Origin of the sequence: Pseudomonas sp. VE 267-6A (assembly GCF_024126555.1) — a bacterium.
GTDB lineage: Bacteria > Pseudomonadota > Gammaproteobacteria > Pseudomonadales > Pseudomonadaceae > Aquipseudomonas > Aquipseudomonas palmensis.
Window position 1 is genome coordinate 65,458 of the sequence record NZ_JAMYBY010000001.1, and the last position, 23,450, is coordinate 88,907.

Sequence of the window (23,450 nt, forward strand, 5' to 3'; positions counted from 1 at the left end):
CCATTAATTTTAGTAAGATGGCGCTACCCGGGCCGTTGTAACCCCTTGTTTCAAAGGGGGGCCTAAATATGTAGCCACCCGCCCCCAGACCTATCCGGAAGGAGTACTCCCATGTGGACCAAACCTGCTTACACTGACCTGCGTATTGGCTTTGAAGTGACCATGTATTTCGCAAGTCGCTGAGTCTGCTTGCGGTACAACGCCTCGGTCAGCCGGGGCGTTTTCATTTTTGGACGCAGCAGGAGTGGCCATGTACATCCAGATTCTAGGTTCCGCCGCCGGCGGCGGTTTCCCGCAGTGGAACTGCAACTGCGACAACTGCAAGGGCTTTCGCGACGGCACCTTGCGCGCCAGCGCACGCACCCAGTCCTCGATCGCGCTGTCCGACGACGGGGTGCACTGGGTGCTGTGCAACGCCTCGCCGGACATCCGCGCGCAGCTGCAAGGCTTCGCCCCCATGCAGCCCGCCCGCGCCCTGCGCGACACCGGGATCAACGCGATCATCCTGCTCGACAGCCAGATCGACCACACCACCGGCCTGCTCAGCCTGCGCGAAGGTTGCCCGCACCAGGTGTGGTGCACCGACATGGTCCACCAGGACCTGAGCACCGGCTTCCCTCTGTTCACCATGCTCAGCCACTGGAACGGTGGCCTGCAGTGGAACCGCATCGAGCTCGAAGGCAGCTTCGTGATCGAGGCATGCCCGAACCTGCGCTTTACCCCGTTCCCGCTGCGCAGCGCCGCGCCGCCCTACTCGCCGCACCGCTTCGACCCGCACCCGGGCGACAACCTGGGGCTGATGGTCGAAGACCTGCGCACCGGCGGCAAGCTGTTCTACGCCCCGGGCCTTGGCCAGTTCGACGACAAGCTGCTGCAACTGATGCACGACGCCGATTGCCTGCTGGTCGACGGCACGCTGTGGGAGGATGATGAGATGCAGCGCCGCGGTGTCGGTACCCGCACGGGCCGCGAGATGGGTCACCTGGCACAGAATGGCCCCGGCGGCATGCTCGAGGTACTCGAAGGCTTCCCCGACCAGCGCAAGGTACTTATCCACATCAACAACACCAACCCGATTCTCGATGAAGACTCCGCCGAGCGCGCCGAACTGGCCCGCCGCAACGTCGAAGTGGCCTTCGACGGCATGAGCATCGAGCTGTAGGAGCCCCCATGAGCGAAGCCGTACCGCTTTCCCCCGCCGCGTTCGAGCAGGCCTTGCGCGCCAAGGGCGCCTACTACCACATCCATCACCCCTACCACGTGGCCATGTATGAAGGCCGCGCCAGCCGCGAGCAGATCCAGGGCTGGGTCGCCAACCGCTTCTACTACCAGGTCAACATCCCGATGAAGGATGCGGCGATCCTGGCCAACTGCCCGGACCGCGAGATCCGCCGTGAGTGGATCCAGCGCCTGCTCGACCACGACGGCGCCCCCGGCGAAGACGGCGGCATCGAAGCCTGGCTGCGCCTGGGCCAGGCCGTGGGCCTGGACCCCGACCAGCTACGCTCGCAGGAGCTGGTGCTGCCCGGCGTGCGCTTCGCGGTCGACGCCTACGTCAACTTCGCCCGCCGTGCCAGCTGGCAGGAAGCGGCCAGCAGCTCGCTGACCGAACTGTTCGCCCCGCAGATCCACCAGTCACGCCTGGACAGCTGGCCACAGCACTATCCCTGGATCGACCCGGCCGGCTACGAGTACTTCCGCACCCGCCTGGGCCAGGCCCGGCGCGATGTGGAGCATGGCCTGAGCATCACCCTGCAGCACTACACCACGGTGCAGGGTCAACAACGCATGCTGGAGATTCTTCAGTTCAAGCTCGATATTCTGTGGAGCATGCTCGACGCCATGAGCATGGCCTATGAACTGAACCGCCCGCCCTACCACAGCGTCACCAGCGAGCGGGTGTGGCACAAGGGGATCACCTTATGAGTTTCGACCGTTCGAAGACGCCGCACTGGCGCCCCGGCTACCGTTTCCAGTACGAACCGGCGCAGAAGGGCCATGTGCTGCTCTACCCCGAAGGAATGATCAAGCTCAACGAAAGCGCCGCGCTGATCGGCGGGCTGATCGACGGCAAGCGCGATGTGGCCGCGATCATTGCCGAGCTGGACGTTCAATTCCCCGGTGTACCCGAACTCGGTGACGACATCGAGCAATTCATGGAGGTCGCCCGTGAGCAACACTGGATCGTCCTTGAGTGAGGTACCGGCCAAGCCCGCAGTCGGCCTGCCGCTGTGGCTGCTGGCCGAGCTGACCTACCGCTGCCCGCTGCAATGCCCGTACTGCTCCAACCCGCTGGACTTCGCCGAGCAGGGCAAGGAGCTGAGCACCGAGCAGTGGTTCAAGGTGATGGCCGAGGCGCGTGAAATGGGCGCCGCGCAACTGGGCTTTTCCGGCGGCGAGCCACTGGTGCGCCAGGACCTGGCCGAGCTGATCGGCGAGGGGCGCCGCCTGGGCTACTACACCAACCTGATCACCTCCGGCATCGGCCTGACCGAACAGAAGATCGCCGACTTCAAGCGCGCCGGGCTGGACCACATCCAGATCAGCTTCCAGGCCAGCGACGAACAGGTCAACAACCTGCTGGCAGGCTCGAAAAAAGCCTTCGCGCAGAAGCTGGAGATGGCCCGCGCGGTCAAGGCCCACGGCTACCCGATGGTGCTGAACTTCGTCACCCACCGGCACAACATCGACAAGATCGACCGCATCATCGAGCTGTGCATCGCCCTGGAAGCCGACTTCGTCGAGCTCGCCACGTGCCAGTTCTACGGCTGGGCCAAGCTCAACCGCGCCGGCCTGCTACCCACCCGCGCGCAGCTGGAGCGCGCCGAACGCATCACCAACGAATACCGCGAGAAACTGCAGGCTGCGGGCAACCCGTGCAAGCTGATCTTCGTCACCCCCGACTACTATGAAGAGCGGCCCAAGGGCTGCATGAACGGCTGGGGCAGCATATTCCTCACCGTCACCCCGAACGGCACCGCACTGCCGTGCCATGGCGCACGCCAGTTGCCGGTACAATTCCCCAACGTGCGCGAACACAGCATGCAGCACATATGGTATGACTCGTTCGGCTTCAATCGTTTTCGCGGTTACGACTGGATGCCCGAGCCGTGCCGCTCCTGCGACGAGAAAGAAAAGGACTTCGGCGGCTGCCGCTGCCAGGCCTTCATGCTGACCGGCGACGCCAGCAATGCCGACCCGGTTTGCGCCAAATCGGCGGACCACGGGATCATCCTCGCTGCTCGGGAGGAGGCCGAAACCGCCACCCAGACCATCGACCAGATGACCTTTCGCAATGATCGAAACTCCCGTCTCATCGCCCGCGGCTGAGCGTTTCAGCGCACAACAGGCGGTTGCCGCCGGCACCGACTACGCCGAACTCAAGCGCAGCCCGCTGGGGCTGTTCTGGAACGAGTTTCGCCCCCAGGACGGCGGTTGCCGCATCTGGCAGTGGCGTGACGGCCAGGCCCGCTGCCTGACCCCCGACGGCTTCAGCGTGCGCAGCCGCGTCTACGAGTATGGCGGCGGCGGTTTCTGCCTGAGCGACGACGGGCTGGTGTTCGTCAACGAAGCCGACCAGCAGCTCTACAGCCAGGGGCTCGAGGGCGGGCAGCCGCAGCCGCTGACCCACGGCCAGTGCCGCTACGGTGACCTGCGCTGGGGCGCCGGCCAGGTGCTGGCGGTTGAAGAAGACGCCGATGTGCACCGGCTGGTATCGATCACCGCCGGCACCCGCACAGTACTGGCCGAAGGCGCCGACTTCTATGCCGCTCCCACCCTCAGCGCCGACGGCCAGCGCCTGGCCTGGATCGAATGGAGCCGCCCGCACCAACCCTGGACTGCCACCCGCCTGCTGTGCGCCGAACGCCGCGATGCACACACCTGGGAAGCGCCGCGCTGCATCGCCGGCAGCGAGGCGCAACCGGAATCGCTGCAGCAGCCGCGCTTCGATGCCGACGGTCGCCTGTACTGCCTGTCGGATCGTGACGGCTACTGGCAACCCTGGGGCGAAACCCCGCAGGGCTGGGCAGCACTGCCGGCCGAGCGCGCCGACCATGCTGGCGCACCGTGGCAACTGGGCGCCAGCACCTGGCTGCCCCTGGACGGCGGCGGGTATCTGGTGAGCTGGTTCGAGGGCGGCTTCAGCCGCCTGGGCGTGCATCATGCCGATGGCACCCTGGAAGACTTCAGTGACGTCTACACCCGCTTTCGCTGCCTGGAGATCGACGACCGGTACCTGTATGCCATCGCCGCCTCTGCCGTCAGCACGCCCGCCGTCATCGCCATCGACCGCCACAGCCATGCCGTTCAGGTGCTGGCCGGCGGTGCGATGCCCTTGCCCAGCGAACAGGTCAGCCAGCCGCGCAGCATCACCTACCCCAGCGGCGATGCCCAGGCGCACGCCTTCTTCTACCCGGCCATGAATGGTGTCGAGGCGCCGCCGCTGGTGGTGTTCGTGCATGGCGGACCGACCTCGGCGTGCTTCCCGGTGCTCGACCCGCGCATCCAGTACTGGACCCAGCGCGGCTTTGCAGTGGCCGACCTCAACTACCGTGGCAGCAGCGGCTATGGCCGCGCCTATCGCCAGGCCCTGCACCTGCGCTGGGGCGAAGTGGACGTGCAGGATGCCTGCGCGGTGGTCGACTTCCTGGCAGGGCAAGGGTTGATCGACCCGACGCAGGCGTTCATCCGCGGGGGCAGCGCCGGGGGCTACACCACGCTGTGCGCGCTGGCGTTCCAGAATGTGTTCCGTGGCGGGGCGAGCCTGTACGGGGTCAGCGACCCGCTGGCGCTGACGCGCGCCACGCACAAGTTCGAAGGCGATTACCTGGACTGGCTGATCGGCGACCCGCAGCAGGATGTGCAGCGTTATCAGGCGCGCACGCCACTGCTGCATGCCGCGCAGATCAAGGTGCCGGTGATTTTCTTCCAGGGCGAACTGGATGCGGTGGTGGTACCGGAGCAGACCCGTTCGATGCTGGCGGCGCTGAAGGCCAATGGGGTGCGTGCCGAAGGGCATTTCTACCCGACCGAGCGGCACGGGTTCCGGACGGCAGCGAACCTGGCGCATGCGCTGGAAGAAGAGTGGAAGTTCTACCGGGAGGTTCTGTCACGGCCATTGCCATTGTAGGAGCCAGCCTTGCTGGCGAATGTCCCAGCGCGGTCTGAACCGTACAGGCCCATTCGCCGGCAACGCCGGCTCCTACAGGCGATGGCCGCGACGCGGTCTAGCGCTTGGCGATGATGTACACCGCGTGCACGATCCCCGGAATGTAACCGCACAAGGTGAGCAGGATGTTCAGCCAGAAGGCGCCACCAAAACCCACCTGCAGGAACACGCCCAGCGGCGGCAACAGAATGGCGAAGATAATTCGGATCAGGTCCATCGGGCAGCTCCTTGTCTAAAGTCCTAACTACAGACTGCAAGCACCCCCCACTGGTTCAAATAGCCATCCCCCATAAAAAAACGCCCCAGGCCAAAAGGATCAGGCCCGGGGCGATGCGCAGGAACGCGAGACGGTTCGTTGAATTCGGTACGGCGCTACCGGGTCAGGCACGCCGCTGGTTGAGTTGCGCCGTGTGCACACGGGCAAAGGCACGCGCCAGGCGCAGCAGCATTTCGTCGATGTTGCCGCGGCTGACGGTCAGCGCCGGCGAAAAGCGCAGCACATTGGCCTGCGCCGCATTGAGCAGCAGCCCTTCCTGCAGCGCCGCCTTGACCAGGGCTGCGGCCGAGTCGTCGCTCAGCTCCAGGCCCCACAGCAAGCCCTGGCCGCGCACCTCGCCCTGGCCATAACGCCCCGCCAGGTGGCTCAGGCCATCACGCAGGTGCCGCCCCGACGCCTGCACCTGCTCCATGAAGCCCGGCTCCAGCACGGCATCGAGAATCGCCAGGCCCGCCGCACTCATCAGTGCATTGCCATGGTGACTGCCTTCCAGCTCGCCGGCCTCGGCGCAGCAGGCCGTACCCCGCGCCAGCAGGGCGGCCAGCGGCACACCGCCGCCCAGGCCCTTGCCCAGGGTGATGATGTCGGCGCGCACGCCGTAGGTCTGCTCGGCCAGCAGCGCGCCGCAACGGCCCACGCCGGTCTGCACCTCATCCAGGATCAGCAGGATGCCCAGTTCGCGGCACAGGCGCTCGACACCCTTGAGGTACTGCTGGGTGGCCGGGATCACCCCGGCCTCGCCCTGGATCGGCTCGAGCATGATCGCCACGGTACGCGAGTCCACTGCTGCATGCAGCGCGGCCAGATCGTTGAACGGCACCTTGCTGAAACCCGGCAGGCCGGGCTCGCAGCGGTTGCACGCCGACGGGTCGGAGGCCGACAGCGCCCCCAGGCTGCGCCCGTGGCAGCTCTGGCGCGCAGTGATGATGTGGTAGGCGCCATTGCGATGCAGCTGGCCCCACTTGCGCGCCAGCTTGATCGCACCTTCGCAGGCTTCGGCACCACTGTTGAGCAGGTAGGCCTGATCGCTGCCGGTGCTCTGGCACAGGCGGTTGACCAGGCTCAACAGGCCACGGTTATGAAAGCCGGCGCCGGGGTTGATCAATGCCTGGGCCTGGCTGCTCAGTGCCTGCACCAGCGCCTTGGGGCTGTGCCCGAGGCTGTTCACCGCGCAACCCTGGGTGAAATCCAGATAGGCGCGGCCTTCGTTGTCCCACAGCCACGAACCCTGGCCGCGCACGAACACCTGTGGCGCACGCTCGGTGGCCGGCATCAGGCATTCCCGCGACAACTGCTCGGCCTGGGCCAGTGCCACCGGCGCCGGTGCCTGCTCGGCAGCGCGCGCCGCCTGGCGACGCAGATTGAACAGGTTCATGCGCGCAGCCCTTCCAGCGGCAGGCCAAGCAGGCGCGCGGCCCAGTCCTCGACCTGGCCGCTGCGCAGGCGCTTGATCGCGATGTCGCGCCAGCGTGACGAGAGGGCCGGACAATCCACCAGCTTTTTCAAACCCGCATGCTCCAGAGGTTCACGGTAAAAAGTATGCAGTGCCCAGGCCACGGTCAGGCCCGGATAGCTGCGTTGTATCAGTTCGAACGGCTCATCGGCGCTGACGAAGCCAGGCTTGAGCACCCGGTAGAACCAGCCGCAGCGCAGCGCGTCCTGCGCCTGTTGCGGCAGGTTCGGCAAGCCCCAGCGATGGCTCAGGCGGTAGCACGGCGAGCGCGGCTGGCTGACCTGCAGCAGCGCCCCGCCCCAGCGGAACATGTCGCCCAGACAGACGTGCTCTTCGGTAAGGCCGCGGGTCGAGAGGTTTTCGCCAAAACCCGGCGCGCACCAGTCGATCTGTGGATAACGTCGCCGCCACCAGGCGTAGTGCTCGGCCGGATAGTGGTGCAAGGCCCGCTCGGGGCCGGTATGGAAGCGCGGGTCGCCGTGTTCGTCGCTGCCCAGCCCCTGTGGCCATAACCACAGCCTTCTTGCAACCTGTTCCTTATCGATATCGGTGAGTAACCCATAACCGACATTTTTTGCCTTGCCTATGTAAACGCCATCCACATACACGGTATTCATCGCGCCTTCTGGCCCTGTAAACCTTGTGAATACGGGATAGACTAGGCTTCTCGCGGGCCTTCGGCCATTTCGTTTTTCGAGCTTTTTTGATAAGTATTGCTTATGGATTTTCGCCAACTGCGTTATTTCGTCGCGGTGTACGAAGAAGGCCATGTGGGCCGGGCCGCCGAACGCCTTTCACTGTCGCAGCCAGCGCTGTCGCAGCAGATCCGCCAGCTCGAACACAGCCTCGATGTGAGCCTGTTCGAACGGGGCAACAAGCGCCTGTTGCCAACCCTGGCCGCACACACACTGTACAACCACGCCCTGCCCCTGCTCGACGGCCTGCAACGCGCCCGCGAGGCGTTGCGCAACTTCCGCGGGCAGGCCTTGCGGACCCTGGCCATCGGCGTGCTGCAGACGGTACGGCCGAGCCTGGTGCCGCAACTGCTCGACCGCCTGCGCAAGGCGCAACCACACCTGGTGGTGCAGATCTACGAACTGTCGGGGCTGGAGATCGAACGGCGCCTGCTCAACGGCACCCTGGACATCGGCATCAGCTACCTGCCGCCGCGCCAGCCGGGCCTTCACGGCCTGCTGCTGTACGAAGACGAGCTGCAACTGGTGATCCCGCACACGCACCCGCTGCGCGAATTCAAGAAGGTCTCGCTCAAGCAGGCCGCCGAACTGCCCATGCTGATGCTGGGCGAAGAGTTCCAGGTACGCCAGATCTGGCAGGCGCAACTGGCCAACCTCGGGCGCCGCCCGCAGGTGCAGGCCGAGATGAACAACATGGGCGGGATTCTCGACAGCCTGGCGCATACCTCGCTGGCAACCGTGTTGCCGGGGCGTGCGCGCGACGCCACGGACGATCCAGAGCTGCTCTGGAAGCCGCTGAGCGAGCCGCGGGTGCCACTGAAGGTAGGCCTGGTGTTTCGCGATGCGCAGCGCCAGCAGGCGTCGGTTGAGCTGCTGCGCAATCTGCTGGAGGAAGAGATCGACCCTCGCCAGATCGGCGGTTCACCTCTGGATGTGCTCGGCTAGAAAAAACCCGGGCAAAAGAAAACCCCGCCGAAGCGGGGTTTTGCAGACTGTTTCCCTGACATCCTTTTCGTCCCGCCGTCCTGGCAGGAAATCCTTCCGTGTCCCTGTTATGTACTGTGCGCATCCTGCGCGACGTCCATGAGGTGAAGATTAGCTGTGGATCCAATCTTACGGAAGAGGCTAAACGTCACCACGTCATGTAAGCAAATGCTTACATGACGCCGTCAGATCAAAACTGTTCCGCGTCGAGCAGGTACAACGACTCGCTGCCCGCCTTCACCGAGGCGCTGAGCGAGTGAATACGCGGCAGCAGGCGGGCGAAGTAGAAGCGTGCGGTGCCCAGCTTGCTGGCGTAGAAGTCGTCCTCACCCTGTTTGGCCAGGGCCGTGCGGGCCATCAGTGCCCACATGTAGGCATAGGCGGTGTAGCCGAAGGCGTGCAGGTACTCCACCGACGCCGCGCCGATTTCGTTGGGGTTCGCCTTGGCGCGGTCGAGCACCCAGGCGGTCAGTTCGTCGAGGCTGTCCAGCGCCGTCTCCAGCGGTTTGACGAACTCGCCCAGCGCCGTGTCGGCGGTGGCGATGAAATGGCGGATCTCGTCGGCGAACAGCTTGTAGAACGCCCCGCCGCTACCCACCACCTTGCGGCCCATCAGATCCAGGGCCTGGATGCCATTGGTGCCTTCGTAGATCTGGGTGATGCGCACGTCGCGCACCAGTTGCTCCTGGCCCCACTCGCGAATGTAGCCATGGCCGCCGAACACCTGCTGGCCATGCACGGTCACTTCCAGGCCCAGGTCGGTGAGAAACGCCTTGGACACCGGCGTCAGCAGCGCCACCAGGTCTTCGGCGCGCTTGCGGGCCTCGCGGTCTTCGCTGAACTTGGCGGTATCGAGCTGCATCGCAACATAGGTGGAGAAAGCCCGGCCGCCTTCGTTCAGTGCCTTCATGGTCAGCAGCATGCGCCGCACATCGGGGTGCACGATGATCGGGTCGGCAGTCTTGTCCCTGGCCTGGGGCCCGGTAGGTGCACGGCTCTGCAGGCGGTCGCGGGCGTATTCGATGGCGTTCTGGTAGGAACGCTCGGCCGATGCCAGGCCCTGGATGCCGACCCCCAGACGCTCGTAGTTCATCATGGTGAACATCGCTGCCAGGCCCTTGTTCGGCTCGCCGACCAGGTAGCCCACGGCGCTGTCGAAGTTCATCACGCAGGTGGCCGAGGCCTGGATGCCCATCTTGTGCTCGATGGAGCCACAGGTGGCCGGGTTGCGCTCGCCCAGGCTGCCGTCGGGGTTGACCAGGAACTTGGGCACCAGGAACAGCGAGATGCCCTTGGGCCCGGCCGGGGCGTCAGGCAGCTTGGCCAGCACCAGGTGGATGATGTTCTCGGTCAGGTCGTGTTCGCCGCCGGTGATGAAGATCTTGGTGCCGGTGACCTTGTAGCTGCCGTCGGCCTGCGGCTCGGCGCGGGTACGTATGATGCCAAGGTCGGTACCGGCGTGGGGCTCGGTCAGGCACATGGAGCCGGCCCAGACCCCGGCGTACATGTTGGGCAGGTACCGCGTCTTGAGCTCTTCGCTGGCGTGGGCGTTGATCGACAGGCAGGCACCGGCGGTCAGCATCGGGTACAGGCCGAAGGCCAGGCTCGAGGAGTTGACCATTTCTTCGACCTGGGCAGAGATCACCTTGGGCATGCCCATGCCGCCATAGGCAGGGTCGCCGCCCACGCCCACCCAGCCGCCATCGGCGTAGGTGCGGTAGGCATCGATGAAGCCGGCCGGGGTGCGCACAGCGCCGTTGTCCCAATGGCAGCCCTCTTCGTCGGCGCTGCGGCTCAGCGGAGCGATGCGCTGGCTGGTGACCTTGCCGGCTTCCTCGAGCACCGCCAGTGCGGTTTCTTCGTCGACCGCCTCGGCCAGCCCGGGCAGTTGTGCCCACAGCCGGGATACTTCGAAGACTTCGTTGAGGACGAAGCGCATATCGCGCAGGGGCGCTTTATAGTCAGCCATGGCAACCTCTCACACCTTGAGTCGGGACGGCCCCGCAGGGCCGCTACACAGTTGCGAGCCAGTGTAACCTAACAACTTTTGTGACACATAGGGTCATCTGGCGACCATATGGTCACTTCTGGTCACGCCGTGCGCACCGCTCCACGCTTGCTCTGGTGGCCGTAGGTCATGGTGCAGTTACGCCCCGCTCCCTTGGCACTGTACAGCGCCTGGTCGGCCGACTTGAGCACCTCATCGGGGCTGCGGTGCTCGGGCAGGCGCTCGGCGGCACCGATGCTGATGGTCACCGACACGCTGCTGGCCCCGGCCGCCCCACGGCGTTGTCGCCCCTGCTGGTCGTCCTGGGGGCGGCTGTCCTGGTTGCGCAGCTGGATATTGTAGTTGGCGATCACCTCGCGCACCGCCTCCAGGTGCGGCAGGCATTCCTCGATGGTCTTGGCCGCGAACACCAGGGCGAACTCCTCGCCGCCATAGCGGTAGGCGCGGCCCCCGCCGGTGACCTTGGACAGTTTGCTGGCCACCAGGCGCAGCACCTGGTCGCCCACGTCGTGCCCGTGGGTATCGTTGAATTTCTTGAAGTGGTCGACGTCGGTCATCGCCAGCACATAGTTGCGCCCCAGACGCTGCATGCGCTCGTTGAGCGCGCGGCGCCCCGGCAGGCCGGTGAGCTCGTCGCGAAACGCCATCTGGTAGGCCTCGTGGGAGACCGCGGCGGCGATCATCAGCATCACCTGGCTGCACATGATATTCAGGGTGAAGGGCAGGATGAAGGTCTGCGGCAGCATCCAGAAGATCCCCATCAGACCGATCACCTGCGCCGCATGCAGCGGGCGCGGTTCGCGCAGGTACTGCACCACCAGCAGGATGAAGGCGAGCAGAAACACCGGGTAGGCCAGCTGGATCAGGCTCATCCACTGACCGTGCAGCGCCGGCCAGCGGATTTCCGCGAGCCAGTTGAGCAGCGCCTGCGGGTAGCTCTGCTCCAGCCCCAGCGCCGTGCTGCCGACCGCCAGCAGCACGGCAAAGCGCGCCACCATGTCCTGGAACAGGTGCGTGCGCTCCTGCCAGGCGCCGTACAGCGCAAACAGGATGGGCAGCAACAGGCACACCAGGTGGAACACCACGGCGGCGTCCTGGCGTACCACGCCATTGTCGCGGTAGTAGTCGGTCTGGGTGTCGAGCAGGAAGTAGGCGATATACACCGTGACCATCAGGAACAGTTCACGCTGACGGCGGTAGACCGTGCAGTAGGCCCCGCCCAGCAGCAGCACCAGGGTTGGCAGCACGTTGAACAGCGAGGTGAAGAAGACGTTGAGGTCTCTGACATAAGCAGCGGCGAGCCCCGACACCAGCAGGAACAGTGACGGCAGAAAATGGCTCAGTCGTACAGCGGATAAACGAAACAAGGGAATCTCCGACCCGGCAGATCAAGTAATGGCATTGTGCCTTTAATGTGTCGGCAGCGCACATGAATAGATGAATATGCCGGCAGCACTTGTAACGGCAGGGTGGGAGCAGGGCTTAGCACGTATTCGTATCAGGTTCTGACTGGCGCATAAAAAAACCCGCCGGTAAGGGCGGGCTTTCTTGCTTCAGGCGATGACTCAGTACGAGAGCCCGAAATGCTCTTCGTTCATGTCCATCAGGTTGCTCGCGCCCGACAGCATGGTTTCCACATGCGTGCGGGTCCGCGGCAGGATGCGCTGGAAGTAGAAGCGCGCGGTCTGCAGCTTGGCGGTGTAGAACGCCTCTTCGCTGGTGCCGGCAGCCAGTTTCTCGGCGGCCAGGCGCGCCATGTCGGCCCAGAAGTAGGCCAGGCAGGCGTAACCGGAGTACATCAGGTAGTCCACCGAGGCGGCACCGACTTCTTCGCGGTCCTTCATCGCGGCCATGCCGACCTTCATGGTCAATTCGCCCCACTCCTTGTTCAACTTGGCCAATGGCGCGACAAACTCGCTGATGGCCTCGTTGCCTTCGTTGTTCTGGACGAACTTGTGCACGATCTTGGTGAAGCCCTTGAGCGCCTCGCCCTGGGTCATCAGCACCTTGCGGCCCAGCAGGTCCAGCGCCTGGATGCCGGTGGTGCCTTCGTACAGCATCGAGATGCGGCTGTCGCGAACGTTCTGCTCCATGCCCCACTCGGCGATGAAGCCGTGGCCGCCGTAGATCTGCACGCCGTGGTTGGCCGACTCGAAGCCGACTTCGGTCATGAACGCCTTGGCGATCGGGGTCATGAAGGCCAGCAGTGCGTCGGCCTTCTTCTTCTCTTCTTCGTCCTGGCTGTACTTGACGATGTCGACCTGCTTGGCGGTGAAGTACACCATCGCGCGGTTGCCTTCGGCGAAGGCTTTCATGGTCAGCAGCATGCGACGCACGTCCGGGTGGACGATGATCGGGTCAGCCGCCTTGTCCGGCGCCTTGGGGCCGGTCAGCGAACGCATCTGCAGGCGGTCGCGGGCATACTTCAGGCCGCCCTGGAACGCCACTTCGGCGTGGGCCAGGCCTTGCAGCGCGGTACCCAGGCGAGCGGTGTTCATGAAGGTGAACATGCAGTTCAGGCCCTTGTTGGCCGGGCCGATCAGGTAGCCGGTGGCGGCGTCGAAGTTCATCACGCAGGTGGCGTTGCCGTGGATGCCCATCTTGTGTTCGATGGAGCCACAGGAAACGGCGTTGCGCTCGCCCACACCGCCTTCGGCGGTCGGCAGGAACTTGGGCACGATGAACAGCGAGATGCCTTTGGTGCCGGCCGGTGCATCGGGCAGGCGCGCCAGCACGATGTGCACGATGTTGTCGGCCATGTCGTGTTCACCGGCCGAGATGAAGATCTTGGTGCCGGTGACCTTGTAGGAACCGTCGGCCTGAGGTTCGGCCTTGGTGCGCAGCATGCCCAGGTCGGTACCGCAGTGCGGTTCGGTCAGGCACATGGTGCCGGTCCATTCGCCGGATACCAGCTTGGTCAGGTAGGTGTTCTGCTGCTCGGCGGTGCCGTGCTCGGAGATGGTGTTCATCGCGCCGTGCGACAGGCCTGGGTACATGCCCCACGACCAGTTCGACTCGCCGACCATTTCGCTGACCGCCAGGCCCAGCGACTCGGGCAGACCCTGGCCGCCGTGATCGACGTCATGGGCCAGGCTCGGCCAGCCGCCTTCGACGAACTGCTTGTAGGCTTCCTTGAAGCCGGTGGGGGTCTTAACGCCCGACTCGCTCCAGGTGCAGCCTTCCAGGTCGCCCACACGGTTCAGCGGGGCCAGTACCTGTTCACAAAACTTGGCGCCTTCCTCGAGGATCGCATCGACCATGTCGGGGGTGGCGTCCTGGCAAGCCGGCAGGCTCTGATAGTGCGCTTCGTAGCCCAGCAGTTCATCGCGAACGAAACGAATATCACGCAAGGGGGCTTTGTAATCAGGCATAGCGATGAACCTCTGCTGATGGATCCTTGAATAGGGAGACCGCGACATACACCGACCAGCTCTAGGCGGCTTTCGGTCAAACAGTTGTTTGAAACATACGTTTACGCCGAAACCTTGTCAAGCACCCCCATGAGGGCATTTCTGCCATGGCAGGCTACGCTCCGGCCCCGCTCGCCAGAACGCAGGCACGACAAGGCGCCCGGCATTGGGCCAGGGCGTCGAGTCAGGATGTAGGGGTAAAACCGGGGAGGTGCGAGGGCCTGCTGGCTCAGGCGTAGGTATCGATCAGCGTGCCGAGCATTTCGTCGGAGGCCTTGGCCACTTTGACACCCAGCTCGACCTGATGCTTGCCCAGGGCAAGTTCGACGGTGCTGGTGGCCAGGTCCATCTGCTGGCTGCGGTCGACCGAGCGCAGGCGTTCGGCCTGGTAGTCGCTGGACTGGCTGGTGGCAGCACGTTCGACAGTGGTGTTGGCGATCTGGCTGGCGGCCTGATCGACGCGGTTCTGGCCGCTCTGAATGGCGCCCAGGCCGGCATAGAATGCGGAACTGCCCGAGATTTCCATTTCAAACTCTCCAGGTGACGGAAGGCACAGATGACATCAATGGCCCCTATTGAAGCAGACAACCCGGCAAAAGGCCCGTCAAAAACACTAATGGCACAGTGCCCTTCAATAGACTCAGCCTAGTCGAGCAAATCCAGCTGCAGGTATGCGGCCACCGCCTCGGCGCTGGCCACCTTGAGTTTTGGCACCCGGCCCAGGCAGGGGGCCGGCAGGCGTTCGGCAAGCGAAGCCAGGTTCTCCTCCAGGCGCGAGGTGCGCGGCTCGATGATGTTCGCCACCCAGCCGGCCAGTTGCAGGCCATCGCGGGCAATCGCCTCGGCACTGAGCAGCGCATGGTTGATGCAACCCAGGCGCACGCCTACCACCAGGATCACCGGCAGCTTGAGCGCAATCGCCAGGTCCGACAGATTGGCCTGATCGGACAACGGCACCCGCCAGCCACCCGCCCCTTCGATCAGGGTGAAATCGGCGTTGTGCGCCAGCACCGTGCGCATCGGCGCCAGCAACGCCTGCACGCTCAGCGCAACACCCGCCTCGCGGGCCGCCAGGTGCGGGGCGATGGCGGGCTCGAAGGCAAACGGGTTGAGCTGCGCATAGGGCAGCGTGAGGCTGCTTTGCGCGATCAGGGCCAGTGCATCGGCGTTGCGCAGGCCCTTGGGGGTCACCTCGCAGCCCGACGCTACCGGCTTGGCCCCAAGGGTACTCAGGCCGGCCAGACGTGCCGCATGCAGCAGGCCGGCGGCAATGGTGGTCTTGCCCACATCGGTATCGGTGCCGGCGATGAAATAGGCAGCATGCATCTCAATCCCCCTGGTGCTGCGGCTTGTGCAGTACCGCATAGACTACCTGATAGGTGGCGGGCAGTCCCTGCGGCTGGCGAAAGCGCTCGTAGGCCTGCAGCAGGCCCTGCATGCGTGCCCTGCCGGTCAGGCCGGCGGGGCGACCGGGGTTGAGGTTGTGTGCGCCCAGCGCCTTGAGCTCGTGGGTCAGGCTGCGCACATCGGGGTAATGCAGTACATGGGGCCGGGCCTCCAGCCCGAGCACCTGCAGCCCGCTGTCGGCACACAGACGCTGGTAGTGCGCCAGAGGGCGGAAGCGATTGACGTGCACCAGCCCGTCCACCGCCTGCCAGCTTTCACGCAGCTCGAACAGCGTGCCCACGCACAGGCTGGCGAACGCCAGCACGCCCCCAGGCTGCAGAACCCGCTGCGCTTCACGCAGCACCGCAGCCAGGTCGGCGCACCACTGCACCGCCAGGCTGGAGAAGATCAGCCCGGCGCTGCCATCACGCAGCGGCAGACGCTCGGCATCGCCCGCCACATGGTAATGCGCGCCCCCCAGCTCACGGGCATGCAGCAGCATGCCTTCGGCGATATCCACCGCCACACCCAGCCCTTGTGGATAACGTTGCTGCAAGTGCCGGCTGAAATGCCCGGTGCCACTGCCCAGATCGATCCAGCAACGCGGTTGCAACTCGGCGGGCAGCTGCGCCAGCAGATGAGCGCCCACCGCCCGCTGCAACGCGGCGACACTGTCGTAGCTGGCCGCAGCACGGGAAAACGAGGCCGCCACCTGGCGCTTGTCGGGCAAGGCGCCGGGCAGCCTGGGCAGGGAAAGATCAGTCATCGCCACTCTCGTGCAGGAAGGTCTTGATAAAGGTCGCCAACGCCTGGGCGTGCTCCAGCAGGAAGGCGTGGGCGCTGTCCTCGACAATGCCCACCTCGACGTCCTGCAGCAGTTCGAACAGCGCCTTGGCCGCCTCGACCGGCACCAGCGCGTCGCTGCCTGCGAACAGGTGCAACTGCGGGCCGCCGAAGTTGCTCAGCGCAGCCCGGGTATCGAGTTTCCGCAATACCTCCAGGCCCGTGGCCAGGTACAGCGGGTCGGTTGCCGGCACCCCCACCTCCAGCAAACGCGCCAGGCTGCGCGGCGCCTGGGCGCCCTGGCTGCACAGCGACTTGAAGCGCTTGAGCGTCACTTGCGTATGGCTACGGCAACCGTCGAGAAAGGTATTGAAGGTGTCGGTCGGCATGCCATGGGGCCAGCCCGCACGGGCCACGAAGCTGGCGTTGCTGCCCAGCGTCACCAGCCCGCAGCAGTGATCGCCGCGTCGCGCCGCCAGCTCGGCGGCGAGCATGCCGCCCAGCGACCAGCCTCCCAGCCAGGTGTCGGTAGGCAGCGTGCGGTCCAGGTGATCCAGCCATACAGGCACGTCACTGCCATCCAGCTCCGGCAGAGGCATCAGCTCCACGTGCAGCTTGGCATCCAGGGCGCGCAAGCTCGCGGCCAACGGCTCCAGTGCAGCGGTACCCAGGCCCCAGCCCGGCAACAGAATCAGTCGATCACGCATCAGCAGGCTCCAGCAGCGAATGACACTCGGCCAATGCATTCAACAATAGCTGTACCTGCGCGGCGCTGTGGGCGGCGGTCAGGGTCACGCGCAGCCGGGCACTGCCGGCCGGCACCGTCGGTGGACGGATCGCCGTGACCATCAGCCCGCGTTCGCGCAACATCGCCGACAGCCGCATGGCCCTTGCGGCATCGCCGATCAGAATCGGCTGGATCGGCGTGAAACTGTCCATCAGGTGCAGGCCGATCTGCTCGGCGCCCTGACGGAACTGGCGGATCAGCGCAGCCAGGTGCTCGCGGCGCCAGTGCTCGTCACGCAGCAGTTGCAGGCTCCTGAGCGTGGCGCAGGCCAGGGCCGGTGGCTGGCTGGTGGTATAGATGTACGGGCGGGCGAACTGGATCAGGCACTCGATCAGTTCCTCACTGCCGGCGACGAATGCACCGGCGGTACCGAAGGCCTTGCCCAGGGTGCCGACCAGCACCGGTACCTGCCCCATGTCCAGGCCGAAATGCTCCACCACGCCACCGCCGTGGCGGCCCAGGGTGCCGAAGCCGTGGGCATCGTCGACCATCAGCCAGGCGCCCCTGACCTGCGCCTGGGCAGCCAGCGCCGGCAGGTCGGCGATGTCGCCATCCATGCTGAACACGCCATCGGTGACCACCAGCGCATTGCCGGTAGCCTTGGCCAGGCGCTTGCCGAGGCTGTCGGCATCGTTGTGCAGGTAGCGGCTGAAGCGCGCACCACTGAGCAACCCGCCATCCAGCAGCGAAGCATGGTTGAGGCGATCCTGCAGCACGCTGTCGCCCTGCCCCACCAGCGCGGTCAACGCACCCAGGTTGGCCAGGTAGCCGGTGGTGAACAGCAGCGCGCGCGGGCGACCGGTAAACTCGGCCAGGGCTAGTTCCAGTTCATGGTGCGGCGAGCTGTGGCCGATCACCAGGTGCGACGCCCCGCCGCCCACGCCCCAGCGCTCAGCGCCTGCACGCCAGGCGTCGATCACCTCGGGGTGGTTGGCCAGGCCCAGGTAGTCGTTGCTGCAAAACGCCAGCAACGGCGTGCCGTCCACCATCACCTGCGGCCCCTGCGGGCTCTGCAGCAGGGGGCGCTGGCGATACAGCGCCGCAGCGCGCCGTTGTTCCAGGCGCGCACTCAGATCAAAGCTCATGGCGACCTCAGGCGGAGGCGGCGTCGTAGAACAGCTCGCTGCTCTTCTGCTCGATCAGCGCCTGCTCGATGGCCGCCTGGTGCACCTCGTCGGCGTGCTCTTCGCGCGCTTCAGGCTGGATGCCCAGGCGCGCGAACAGTTGCATGTCCTTGTCGGCCTGCGGGTTGGCGGTGGTCAGCAGCTTCTCGCCGTAGAAGATCGAGTTGGCCCCGGCGAAGAAGGCCAGTGCCTGCATCTGTTCGTTCATCGCCTCGCGCCCGGCCGACAGGCGCACATGGGACTGCGGCATGAGGATACGCGCCACTGCCAGCATGCGGATGAAGTCGAACGGGTCGACGTCTTCGGCATTTTCGAGCGGCGTGCCCGCCACCTTCACCAGCATGTTGATCGGCACCGATTCGGGGTGCTCCGGGAGGTTGGCCAGCTGGATCAGCAGCCCGGCGCGGTCGTCCAGCGATTCGCCCATGCCCAGGATCCCCCCCGAACAGATCTTCATCCCGGCATCGCGCACATAAGCCAGGGTCTGCAGGCGCTCGCCGTAGGTGCGGGTGGTGATGATGCTGCCGTAGAACTCCGGCGAGGTGTCCAGGTTGTGGTTGTAGTAGTCCAGGCCGGCCTGGGCCAGGGCCACGGTCTGCTCCTGGTCGAGCTTGCCCAGGGTCATGCAGGTTTCCAGGCCCAGGGCCTTGACCCCTTTGACCATCTGCAGCACGTAGGGCATGTCCTTGGCCGACGGGTGCTTCCATGCCGCGCCCATGCAGAAGCGCGTGGAGCCGATGGCCTTGGCCCGGGCGGCCTCCTCCAGCACCTTCTGCACCTCCATCAGCTTCTGTTTTTCCAGGCCGGTGTTGTAGTGGCCGGACTGCGGACAATATTTGCAATCTTCCGGGCAGGCGCCGGTCTTGATCGACAGCAGGGTCGAGACCTGAACGCGGTTGGCGTCGAAATGCGCGCGGTGAACGGTCTGCGCCTGAAACAGCAGGTCGTTGAACGGTAGCTGGAACAGTGCTTTGACTTCGGCCAGGGACCAGTCGTGACGAAGCGTTGCAGTTGTGCTGGCGCTCATGGGTGTTTCCTTGTTTAGGCTTGTACTGGCGCCGGGACAGGAAAGCCCGCCAGCGCATCACGGATAGCTCGCATAGTTAAGGAAGCGCCATGCACTGTCAACCACGCCTTAAACAACTGGTTTACAACTGGCTAAATATCAACCAAACGTGTTTGCTGTGCGATGAACCTGCCCAGCAGTCACACCCCATTTGCGTGGCCTGCGAGGCCGAACTGCCCTGGCTGGAAGAATGCTGTCGAACCTGCGCGCTGCCCTTGCCGATGCATGGCCTGACCTGCGGCCAGTGCAGCCGCCGCCCACCCGCCTTCACCCGGGTCGAGGCGCCCTGGCACTACGGCTTCCCGGTGGATGCACTGATCACCCGCTTCAAGCACCAGCGCCAGTGGCCGCTGGGCCGATTGCTGGCGCAACTGCTGGGCAACTGGCTTGCCTACCGCTTTGCCGAAGACCTGCCGCGGCCCGGCCTGCTGTTGCCGGTACCGCTGGCGCGCCGGCGCCTGCGCGAACGCGGCTTCAACCAGGCTGCGATGCTTGCCCAGTGGTTGGCCGGGCAGTTGGGGATCGCCTGCGAGCCACGTCTGCTCCAACGCCCGCAAGAAACGGCGGCCCAGCAGGGGCTGACGGCCAAGGCGCGCAAGCGCAACCTGCGCCACGCCTTTGCCCTGGCCGATTCGGCGGCGATCAGGGGGCAGCATGTGGCGATCGTCGACGATGTGCTCACCACCGGCGCCACTGCGCAGGCATTGGCCAGCCTGTTGCGGGCGGCGGGTGCCACGCGGGTGGACGTATACTGCCTGGCACGCACGCCCAATCCCGGCGGCGCTTGACTTGCGCCGGGGCGGCGGGCACTTTCTGGGCCATCCCTGCCCCGACTGCGTGCCCGCCCATGTCCCTGCCTGCCCTGTTGACCCAACATATCGTCCGTCGCCCGCAACGCATCGCCCTGCTTGCCCACATCGCCGAGCAGGGGTCGATCACCCGGGCGGCCAAGAGCGCCGGCATCAGCTACAAGGCCGCGTGGGATGCCATCGACGAGCTCAACAACCTGGCCGCCAGCCCGCTGGTGGAACGCAGCGTGGGCGGGCGCGGCGGCGGTGGGGCGAAACTGTCGCTGGAGGGGCAGCGGGTGTTGCGCCTGTACCAGAAGCTGCAACTGTTGCAGGCGCAGGTGCTGGAAGCGGCCGAAGACTCCGACGATCTCGACCTGCTCGGGCGCCTGATGCTGCGCACCAGTGCGCGCAATCAGTTGCATGGGCGGGTCAGCGCCATTCGCGCGCAGGGCCGCATCGACACCGTGGAGCTGACCCTGGCCGGGGGGCTGCGCATCGAGGCACAGATCACCCATGACAGCACCTTGCGCCTGGAGCTGGAACCGGGCACGCCGGTGGTGGCGCTGATCAAGGCCGGCTGGCTGGAGGTGGCGATGCCCGGGCCGGCGCAGGTCAACCAGTTGAGCGCCGTGGTACAGGAACTGATCGATGACCCGCAAGGGACTACCGAGGTGCGCCTGAGCCTGAGCAACGGCCAGACGCTGTGCGCATTTGCCGAGCCGCAGTGGCTGCTGGACAACCGGGTGGCGGTAGGCAGTGAAGTGGCAGTGCGGTTCTCGCCGGCGTATGTGCTGCTGGGTACGCCGCTCTAGATTATTGGGGCTGCAGCACAGCCCATCGCGGGTCAAGCCCGCTCCCACAGGTTCAGCGATTTCCTTGTGGGAGCGGGCTTGACCCGCGATGGGGCATGCAGCGTCCCCGGGGTGCTGTACCATGGCTCTCATACGCCCGGCCACCCGTCGCGCTGCAGGAGTTCCCATGTCACACCCCTTCGATACCCTTACCCCCGACCTGGTCCTGGACGCTGTCGAAAGCATCGGCTTTCTCAGCGACGCTCGTGTTCTGGCACTCAACAGCTACGAGAACCGTGTCTACCAGGTGGGCATCGAAGACGCCGAACCGCTGATCGCCAAATTCTATCGCCCCGGCCGCTGGAGCAACGCGGCGATTCTCGAGGAGCACGCCTTCACCGCCGAACTGGCCGACTGCGAAGTCCCCGTGGTCGCCCCGCTGGTGCACAACGACCAGAGCCTGTTCGAGCATGCAGGCTTTCGCTTCACACTGTTCCCGCGCCGTGGCGGCCGCGCGCCGGAGCCGGGCAACCTCGACCAGCTGTACCGCCTCGGCCAGTTGCTCGGTCGCCTGCACGCGGTCGGCGCCACGCGCCCGTTCGAACACCGTGAAGCGCTGGGCGTGGCCAACTTCGGTCACGCCTCCCTCGCCACCCTGCTCGAAGGCAATTTCGTGCCGCGCAGCCTGCTACCGGCCTACGAGTCGGTGGCCCGCGACCTGCTCAAGCGCGTGGAGGACGCCTACGCCCGCACCCCGTACAAGAGCATCCGCCTGCACGGCGACTGCCACCCCGGCAACATGATGTGCCGCGACGAGGTGTTCCACATCGTCGACCTGGACGACTGCCGCATGGGCCCCGCCGTGCAGGACCTGTGGATGATGCTCGCCGGCGATCGTCACGAGCGCCTGGGCCAGCTGGCCGAACTGATGGATGGCTACAACGAGTTCCATGATTTCGACCCCCGCGAACTGGCCCTGATCGAACCGCTGCGCGCCCTGCGCCAGCTGCACTACAGCGCCTGGCTGGCGCGCCGCTGGGACGACCCGGCGTTCCCGCGCAGCTTCCCGTGGTTTGGCAGCGAACGCTACTGGGGCGACCAGGTCCTGGCCCTGCGTGAGCAGACCGCCGCACTGGCCGAAGAGCCGCTGAAATTGTTCTAGAACCTGCTGCCAGTCTGTCTACAATAGCCGGGTTTTAGATAGCTGCCTAAGCAAGGAATCAGCATGCAAGCCGCCAACCCGCGCCGCGGGTACATACTGGGCCTGACCGCCTACATCATCTGGGGCCTGTTCCCCATCTATTTCAAAGCCCTGCAGAACGTGCCCGCCGTGGAAATCATCGTGCATCGGGTGCTCTGGTCGGCCCTGTTCGGCTCGATCCTGCTGCTGTTCTGGAAGCACCCGGGCTGGTGGCGCGAACTGCGCGACAACCCGCGACGCCTGGCAATCCTGGCCCTGAGCGGATCGCTGATCGCGGGCAACTGGCTGACCTATGTGTGGTCGGTGAACAACGGGCGCATGCTCGAGGCGAGCCTGGGTTACTACATCAACCCGCTGGTCAACGTGCTGCTGGGCATGTTGCTGCTGGGCGAGCGTCTGCGCCGCCTGCAGTGGGTGGCGGTAGGCCTGGCGGCAGTGGGGGTGGCGCAGCAGGTGTGGCAGGTAGGCAGCCTGCCATGGGTGTCGCTGGTACTGGCGCTGAGCTTCGGCTTCTACGGGCTGATCCGCAAGCAGGCGCCGGTGGCGGCGTTGCCGGGGCTGGTGGTGGAAACCTGGATGCTGGTACCGCTGGCCATCGGCTGGCTGCTGCTCAACCCCATGGCCCACAGCGCCCAGGCCAGCTTCTACAGCACCAGCGACGCGCTGTGGCTGGCCGCCGCCGGGCCCGTCACGCTGATACCGCTGGTGTGTTTCAACGCCGCCGCGCGGCATCTGCCTTACACCACCCTGGGCTTTCTGCAGTACCTGGCGCCGACCCTGGTGCTGCTGCAGGCGGTGCTGCTGTTCGACGAACATCTGTCGAGCAGCACCCTGGTGGCGTTCATGTTCATCTGGGCCGGCCTGGCACTGTACAGCGTGGATGCCTGGCTGAGCATTCGCCGGCGCACCTGAGCGCTACGCCACCCCCTACGCCGACTCTTCGGGGCGCAGCTTGAGCTCCACCATCAGGTCGTCGGCCAGGGCCTCCAGGCGCTTTTGCAGGTCATCCAGCGACAGCGTCAGCGGCAGGGCCAGCAGCGCATCGGCGTGAAACAGCGGCTCGCTGCTCATCGGCGCGGGCCGCACGTCGGTACTGAAGCGCTCCAGGTTCACCCCCTGTTCGGCCAGCAGCCGGGTGATGTCGCGCACGATGCCGGGGCGATCGTTGCCCACCAGCTCCATCGCGATCGGCTTCCAGGTGCACGACGGCTCGATGCCGCTTTCGGCGATCAGCACGCGAATCCCGTGCTTGCCCAGCGCCTGCAACGCCTCCACCAGTTCGTCATAGGATTCGGCCGGTACCGCGACGCGCAGGATGCCGGCGAATTGCCCTGCCATGCGCGACATGCGACTCTCCAGCCAGTTGCCGTTATGCTCGGCGATGCATTCGGCCACCCGCTCCACCTGGCCGGCGCGGTCAGGGGCAATCACGGTCAAGACAAGATGATCCACGCGCCAGTCCTCTCTCCAGCCCCCGAATACCGGGGGCGCCGATCAAGTATAGGCAAGGCGCGGCAACCTGCC

At 65.5% G+C, this 23,450-nt stretch carries 24 protein-coding genes; 11 read left to right on the forward strand and 13 right to left on the reverse strand.

The window, feature by feature from the left end; genetic code table 11:
- The first annotated feature begins 111 nt into the window (after nt 1-111).
- The 6 genes from pqqA to NJH59_RS00330 all read left to right on the forward strand — a co-directional run bounded on the left by pqqA (nt 112) and on the right by NJH59_RS00330 (nt 5,131).
- Nucleotides 112-183: a pyrroloquinoline quinone precursor peptide PqqA gene (gene pqqA / locus NJH59_RS00305; protein WP_008365141.1), complete on the forward strand. Its 72-nt coding sequence runs from the start codon at nt 112-114 to the stop codon at nt 181-183.
- A 67-nt stretch (nt 184-250) separates the two neighbouring features.
- Nucleotides 251-1,162, forward strand: coding sequence for a pyrroloquinoline quinone biosynthesis protein PqqB (gene pqqB / locus NJH59_RS00310; RefSeq protein WP_054915970.1), 912 nt, complete (start codon nt 251-253; stop codon nt 1,160-1,162).
- 8 nt (nt 1,163-1,170) lie between these two features.
- On the forward strand, nt 1,171-1,926 hold the full coding sequence (gene pqqC, locus NJH59_RS00315) for a pyrroloquinoline-quinone synthase PqqC (RefSeq protein ID WP_054915971.1): 756 nt from the start codon (nt 1,171-1,173) through the stop codon (nt 1,924-1,926).
- Nucleotides 1,923-2,198, forward strand: a complete 276-nt coding sequence (gene pqqD / locus NJH59_RS00320; RefSeq protein ID WP_043863692.1) for a pyrroloquinoline quinone biosynthesis peptide chaperone PqqD — start codon at nt 1,923-1,925, stop codon at nt 2,196-2,198. Before pqqC ends, pqqD begins: the two co-directional genes overlap by 4 nt.
- The gene (gene pqqE / locus NJH59_RS00325; protein WP_253086209.1) at nt 2,170-3,330 is read left to right on the forward strand and encodes a pyrroloquinoline quinone biosynthesis protein PqqE; all 1,161 of its coding nucleotides are present in this window, start codon (nt 2,170-2,172) and stop codon (nt 3,328-3,330) included. Before pqqD ends, pqqE begins: the two co-directional genes overlap by 29 nt.
- On the forward strand, nt 3,296-5,131 hold the full coding sequence (locus NJH59_RS00330; protein ID WP_253086210.1) for a S9 family peptidase: 1,836 nt from the start codon (nt 3,296-3,298) through the stop codon (nt 5,129-5,131). The genes pqqE and NJH59_RS00330 overlap by 35 nt, the downstream gene beginning before the upstream one ends.
- 97 nt (nt 5,132-5,228) lie before the next feature.
- Here the strand turns inward: NJH59_RS00330 and NJH59_RS00335 are convergent, their stop codons facing one another.
- The 3 genes from NJH59_RS00335 to NJH59_RS00345 all read right to left on the reverse strand — a co-directional run bounded on the left by NJH59_RS00335 (nt 5,229) and on the right by NJH59_RS00345 (nt 7,517).
- On the reverse strand, nt 5,229-5,387 hold the full coding sequence (locus NJH59_RS00335) for a YqaE/Pmp3 family membrane protein (RefSeq protein ID WP_011063854.1): 159 nt from the start codon (nt 5,385-5,387) through the stop codon (nt 5,229-5,231).
- 163 nt (nt 5,388-5,550) lie between these two features.
- Nucleotides 5,551-6,822, reverse strand: a complete 1,272-nt coding sequence (locus NJH59_RS00340) for an aminotransferase class III-fold pyridoxal phosphate-dependent enzyme (RefSeq protein WP_043863689.1) — start codon at nt 6,820-6,822, stop codon at nt 5,551-5,553.
- Nucleotides 6,819-7,517: an MOSC domain-containing protein gene (locus NJH59_RS00345; RefSeq protein WP_058541823.1), complete on the reverse strand. Its 699-nt coding sequence runs from the start codon at nt 7,515-7,517 to the stop codon at nt 6,819-6,821. Before NJH59_RS00345 ends, NJH59_RS00340 begins: the two co-directional genes overlap by 4 nt.
- A gap of 102 nt (nt 7,518-7,619) precedes the next feature.
- Between NJH59_RS00345 and NJH59_RS00350 the strand changes: the two genes are divergently transcribed.
- The gene (locus tag NJH59_RS00350; protein ID WP_043863687.1) at nt 7,620-8,540 is read left to right on the forward strand and encodes a LysR substrate-binding domain-containing protein; all 921 of its coding nucleotides are present in this window, start codon (nt 7,620-7,622) and stop codon (nt 8,538-8,540) included.
- A 229-nt stretch (nt 8,541-8,769) separates the two neighbouring features.
- On the opposite strand, the gene NJH59_RS00355 is transcribed toward NJH59_RS00350, so the two are convergent.
- The 9 genes from NJH59_RS00355 to bioB all read right to left on the reverse strand — a co-directional run bounded on the left by NJH59_RS00355 (nt 8,770) and on the right by bioB (nt 19,104).
- Nucleotides 8,770-10,548, reverse strand: coding sequence for an acyl-CoA dehydrogenase C-terminal domain-containing protein (locus tag NJH59_RS00355; protein ID WP_253086211.1), 1,779 nt, complete (start codon nt 10,546-10,548; stop codon nt 8,770-8,772).
- 122 nt (nt 10,549-10,670) lie between these two features.
- Complete coding sequence (locus NJH59_RS00360) at nt 10,671-11,954, reverse strand: GGDEF domain-containing protein (RefSeq protein ID WP_043863685.1); 1,284 nt, start codon at nt 11,952-11,954, stop codon at nt 10,671-10,673.
- 198 nt (nt 11,955-12,152) lie between these two features.
- Complete coding sequence (locus NJH59_RS00365; protein ID WP_043863684.1) at nt 12,153-13,958, reverse strand: phenylacyl-CoA dehydrogenase; 1,806 nt, start codon at nt 13,956-13,958, stop codon at nt 12,153-12,155.
- A gap of 268 nt (nt 13,959-14,226) precedes the next feature.
- Entirely contained in the window at nt 14,227-14,523 is a 297-nt protein-coding gene (locus NJH59_RS00370; RefSeq protein ID WP_043863683.1) for a hypothetical protein, read from the reverse strand.
- A gap of 119 nt (nt 14,524-14,642) precedes the next feature.
- Nucleotides 14,643-15,323 carry a dethiobiotin synthase gene (gene bioD / locus NJH59_RS00375; RefSeq protein WP_043863682.1) on the reverse strand — a complete coding sequence of 227 codons (681 nt, stop codon included), beginning with the start codon at nt 15,321-15,323 and terminating at the stop codon, nt 14,643-14,645.
- Nucleotide 15,324: 1 nt separating this feature from the next.
- On the reverse strand, nt 15,325-16,149 hold the full coding sequence (bioC, locus tag NJH59_RS00380) for a malonyl-ACP O-methyltransferase BioC (RefSeq protein WP_236177171.1): 825 nt from the start codon (nt 16,147-16,149) through the stop codon (nt 15,325-15,327).
- On the reverse strand, nt 16,142-16,873 hold the full coding sequence (locus NJH59_RS00385; RefSeq protein WP_253086212.1) for an alpha/beta fold hydrolase: 732 nt from the start codon (nt 16,871-16,873) through the stop codon (nt 16,142-16,144). Before NJH59_RS00385 ends, bioC begins: the two co-directional genes overlap by 8 nt.
- Nucleotides 16,866-18,038, reverse strand: a complete 1,173-nt coding sequence (gene bioF / locus NJH59_RS00390) for an 8-amino-7-oxononanoate synthase (protein ID WP_253086213.1) — start codon at nt 18,036-18,038, stop codon at nt 16,866-16,868. The genes NJH59_RS00385 and bioF overlap by 8 nt, the downstream gene beginning before the upstream one ends.
- A 7-nt stretch (nt 18,039-18,045) precedes the next feature.
- The gene (gene bioB, locus NJH59_RS00395) at nt 18,046-19,104 is read right to left on the reverse strand and encodes a biotin synthase BioB (protein WP_043863678.1); all 1,059 of its coding nucleotides are present in this window, start codon (nt 19,102-19,104) and stop codon (nt 18,046-18,048) included.
- Between the two features lie 89 nt (nt 19,105-19,193).
- Between bioB and NJH59_RS00400 the strand changes: the two genes are divergently transcribed.
- The 4 genes from NJH59_RS00400 (at nt 19,194) to rarD (ending at nt 22,838) form a co-directional block, all read left to right on the forward strand.
- Nucleotides 19,194-19,931: a ComF family protein gene (locus NJH59_RS00400; protein ID WP_253086214.1), complete on the forward strand. Its 738-nt coding sequence runs from the start codon at nt 19,194-19,196 to the stop codon at nt 19,929-19,931.
- A 59-nt stretch (nt 19,932-19,990) separates the two neighbouring features.
- Nucleotides 19,991-20,746, forward strand: a complete 756-nt coding sequence (locus NJH59_RS00405; RefSeq protein ID WP_043863676.1) for a TOBE domain-containing protein — start codon at nt 19,991-19,993, stop codon at nt 20,744-20,746.
- Nucleotides 20,747-20,912: 166 nt separating this feature from the next.
- Nucleotides 20,913-21,887, forward strand: coding sequence for a serine/threonine protein kinase (locus tag NJH59_RS00410; RefSeq protein WP_100634789.1), 975 nt, complete (start codon nt 20,913-20,915; stop codon nt 21,885-21,887).
- A gap of 63 nt (nt 21,888-21,950) precedes the next feature.
- Nucleotides 21,951-22,838: an EamA family transporter RarD gene (rarD, locus tag NJH59_RS00415; RefSeq protein ID WP_054915981.1), complete on the forward strand. Its 888-nt coding sequence runs from the start codon at nt 21,951-21,953 to the stop codon at nt 22,836-22,838.
- Between the two features lie 15 nt (nt 22,839-22,853).
- Here the strand turns inward: rarD and NJH59_RS00420 are convergent, their stop codons facing one another.
- Complete coding sequence (locus NJH59_RS00420) at nt 22,854-23,378, reverse strand: ACT domain-containing protein (RefSeq protein WP_058541817.1); 525 nt, start codon at nt 23,376-23,378, stop codon at nt 22,854-22,856.
- Nucleotides 23,379-23,450 lie beyond the last annotated feature (72 nt).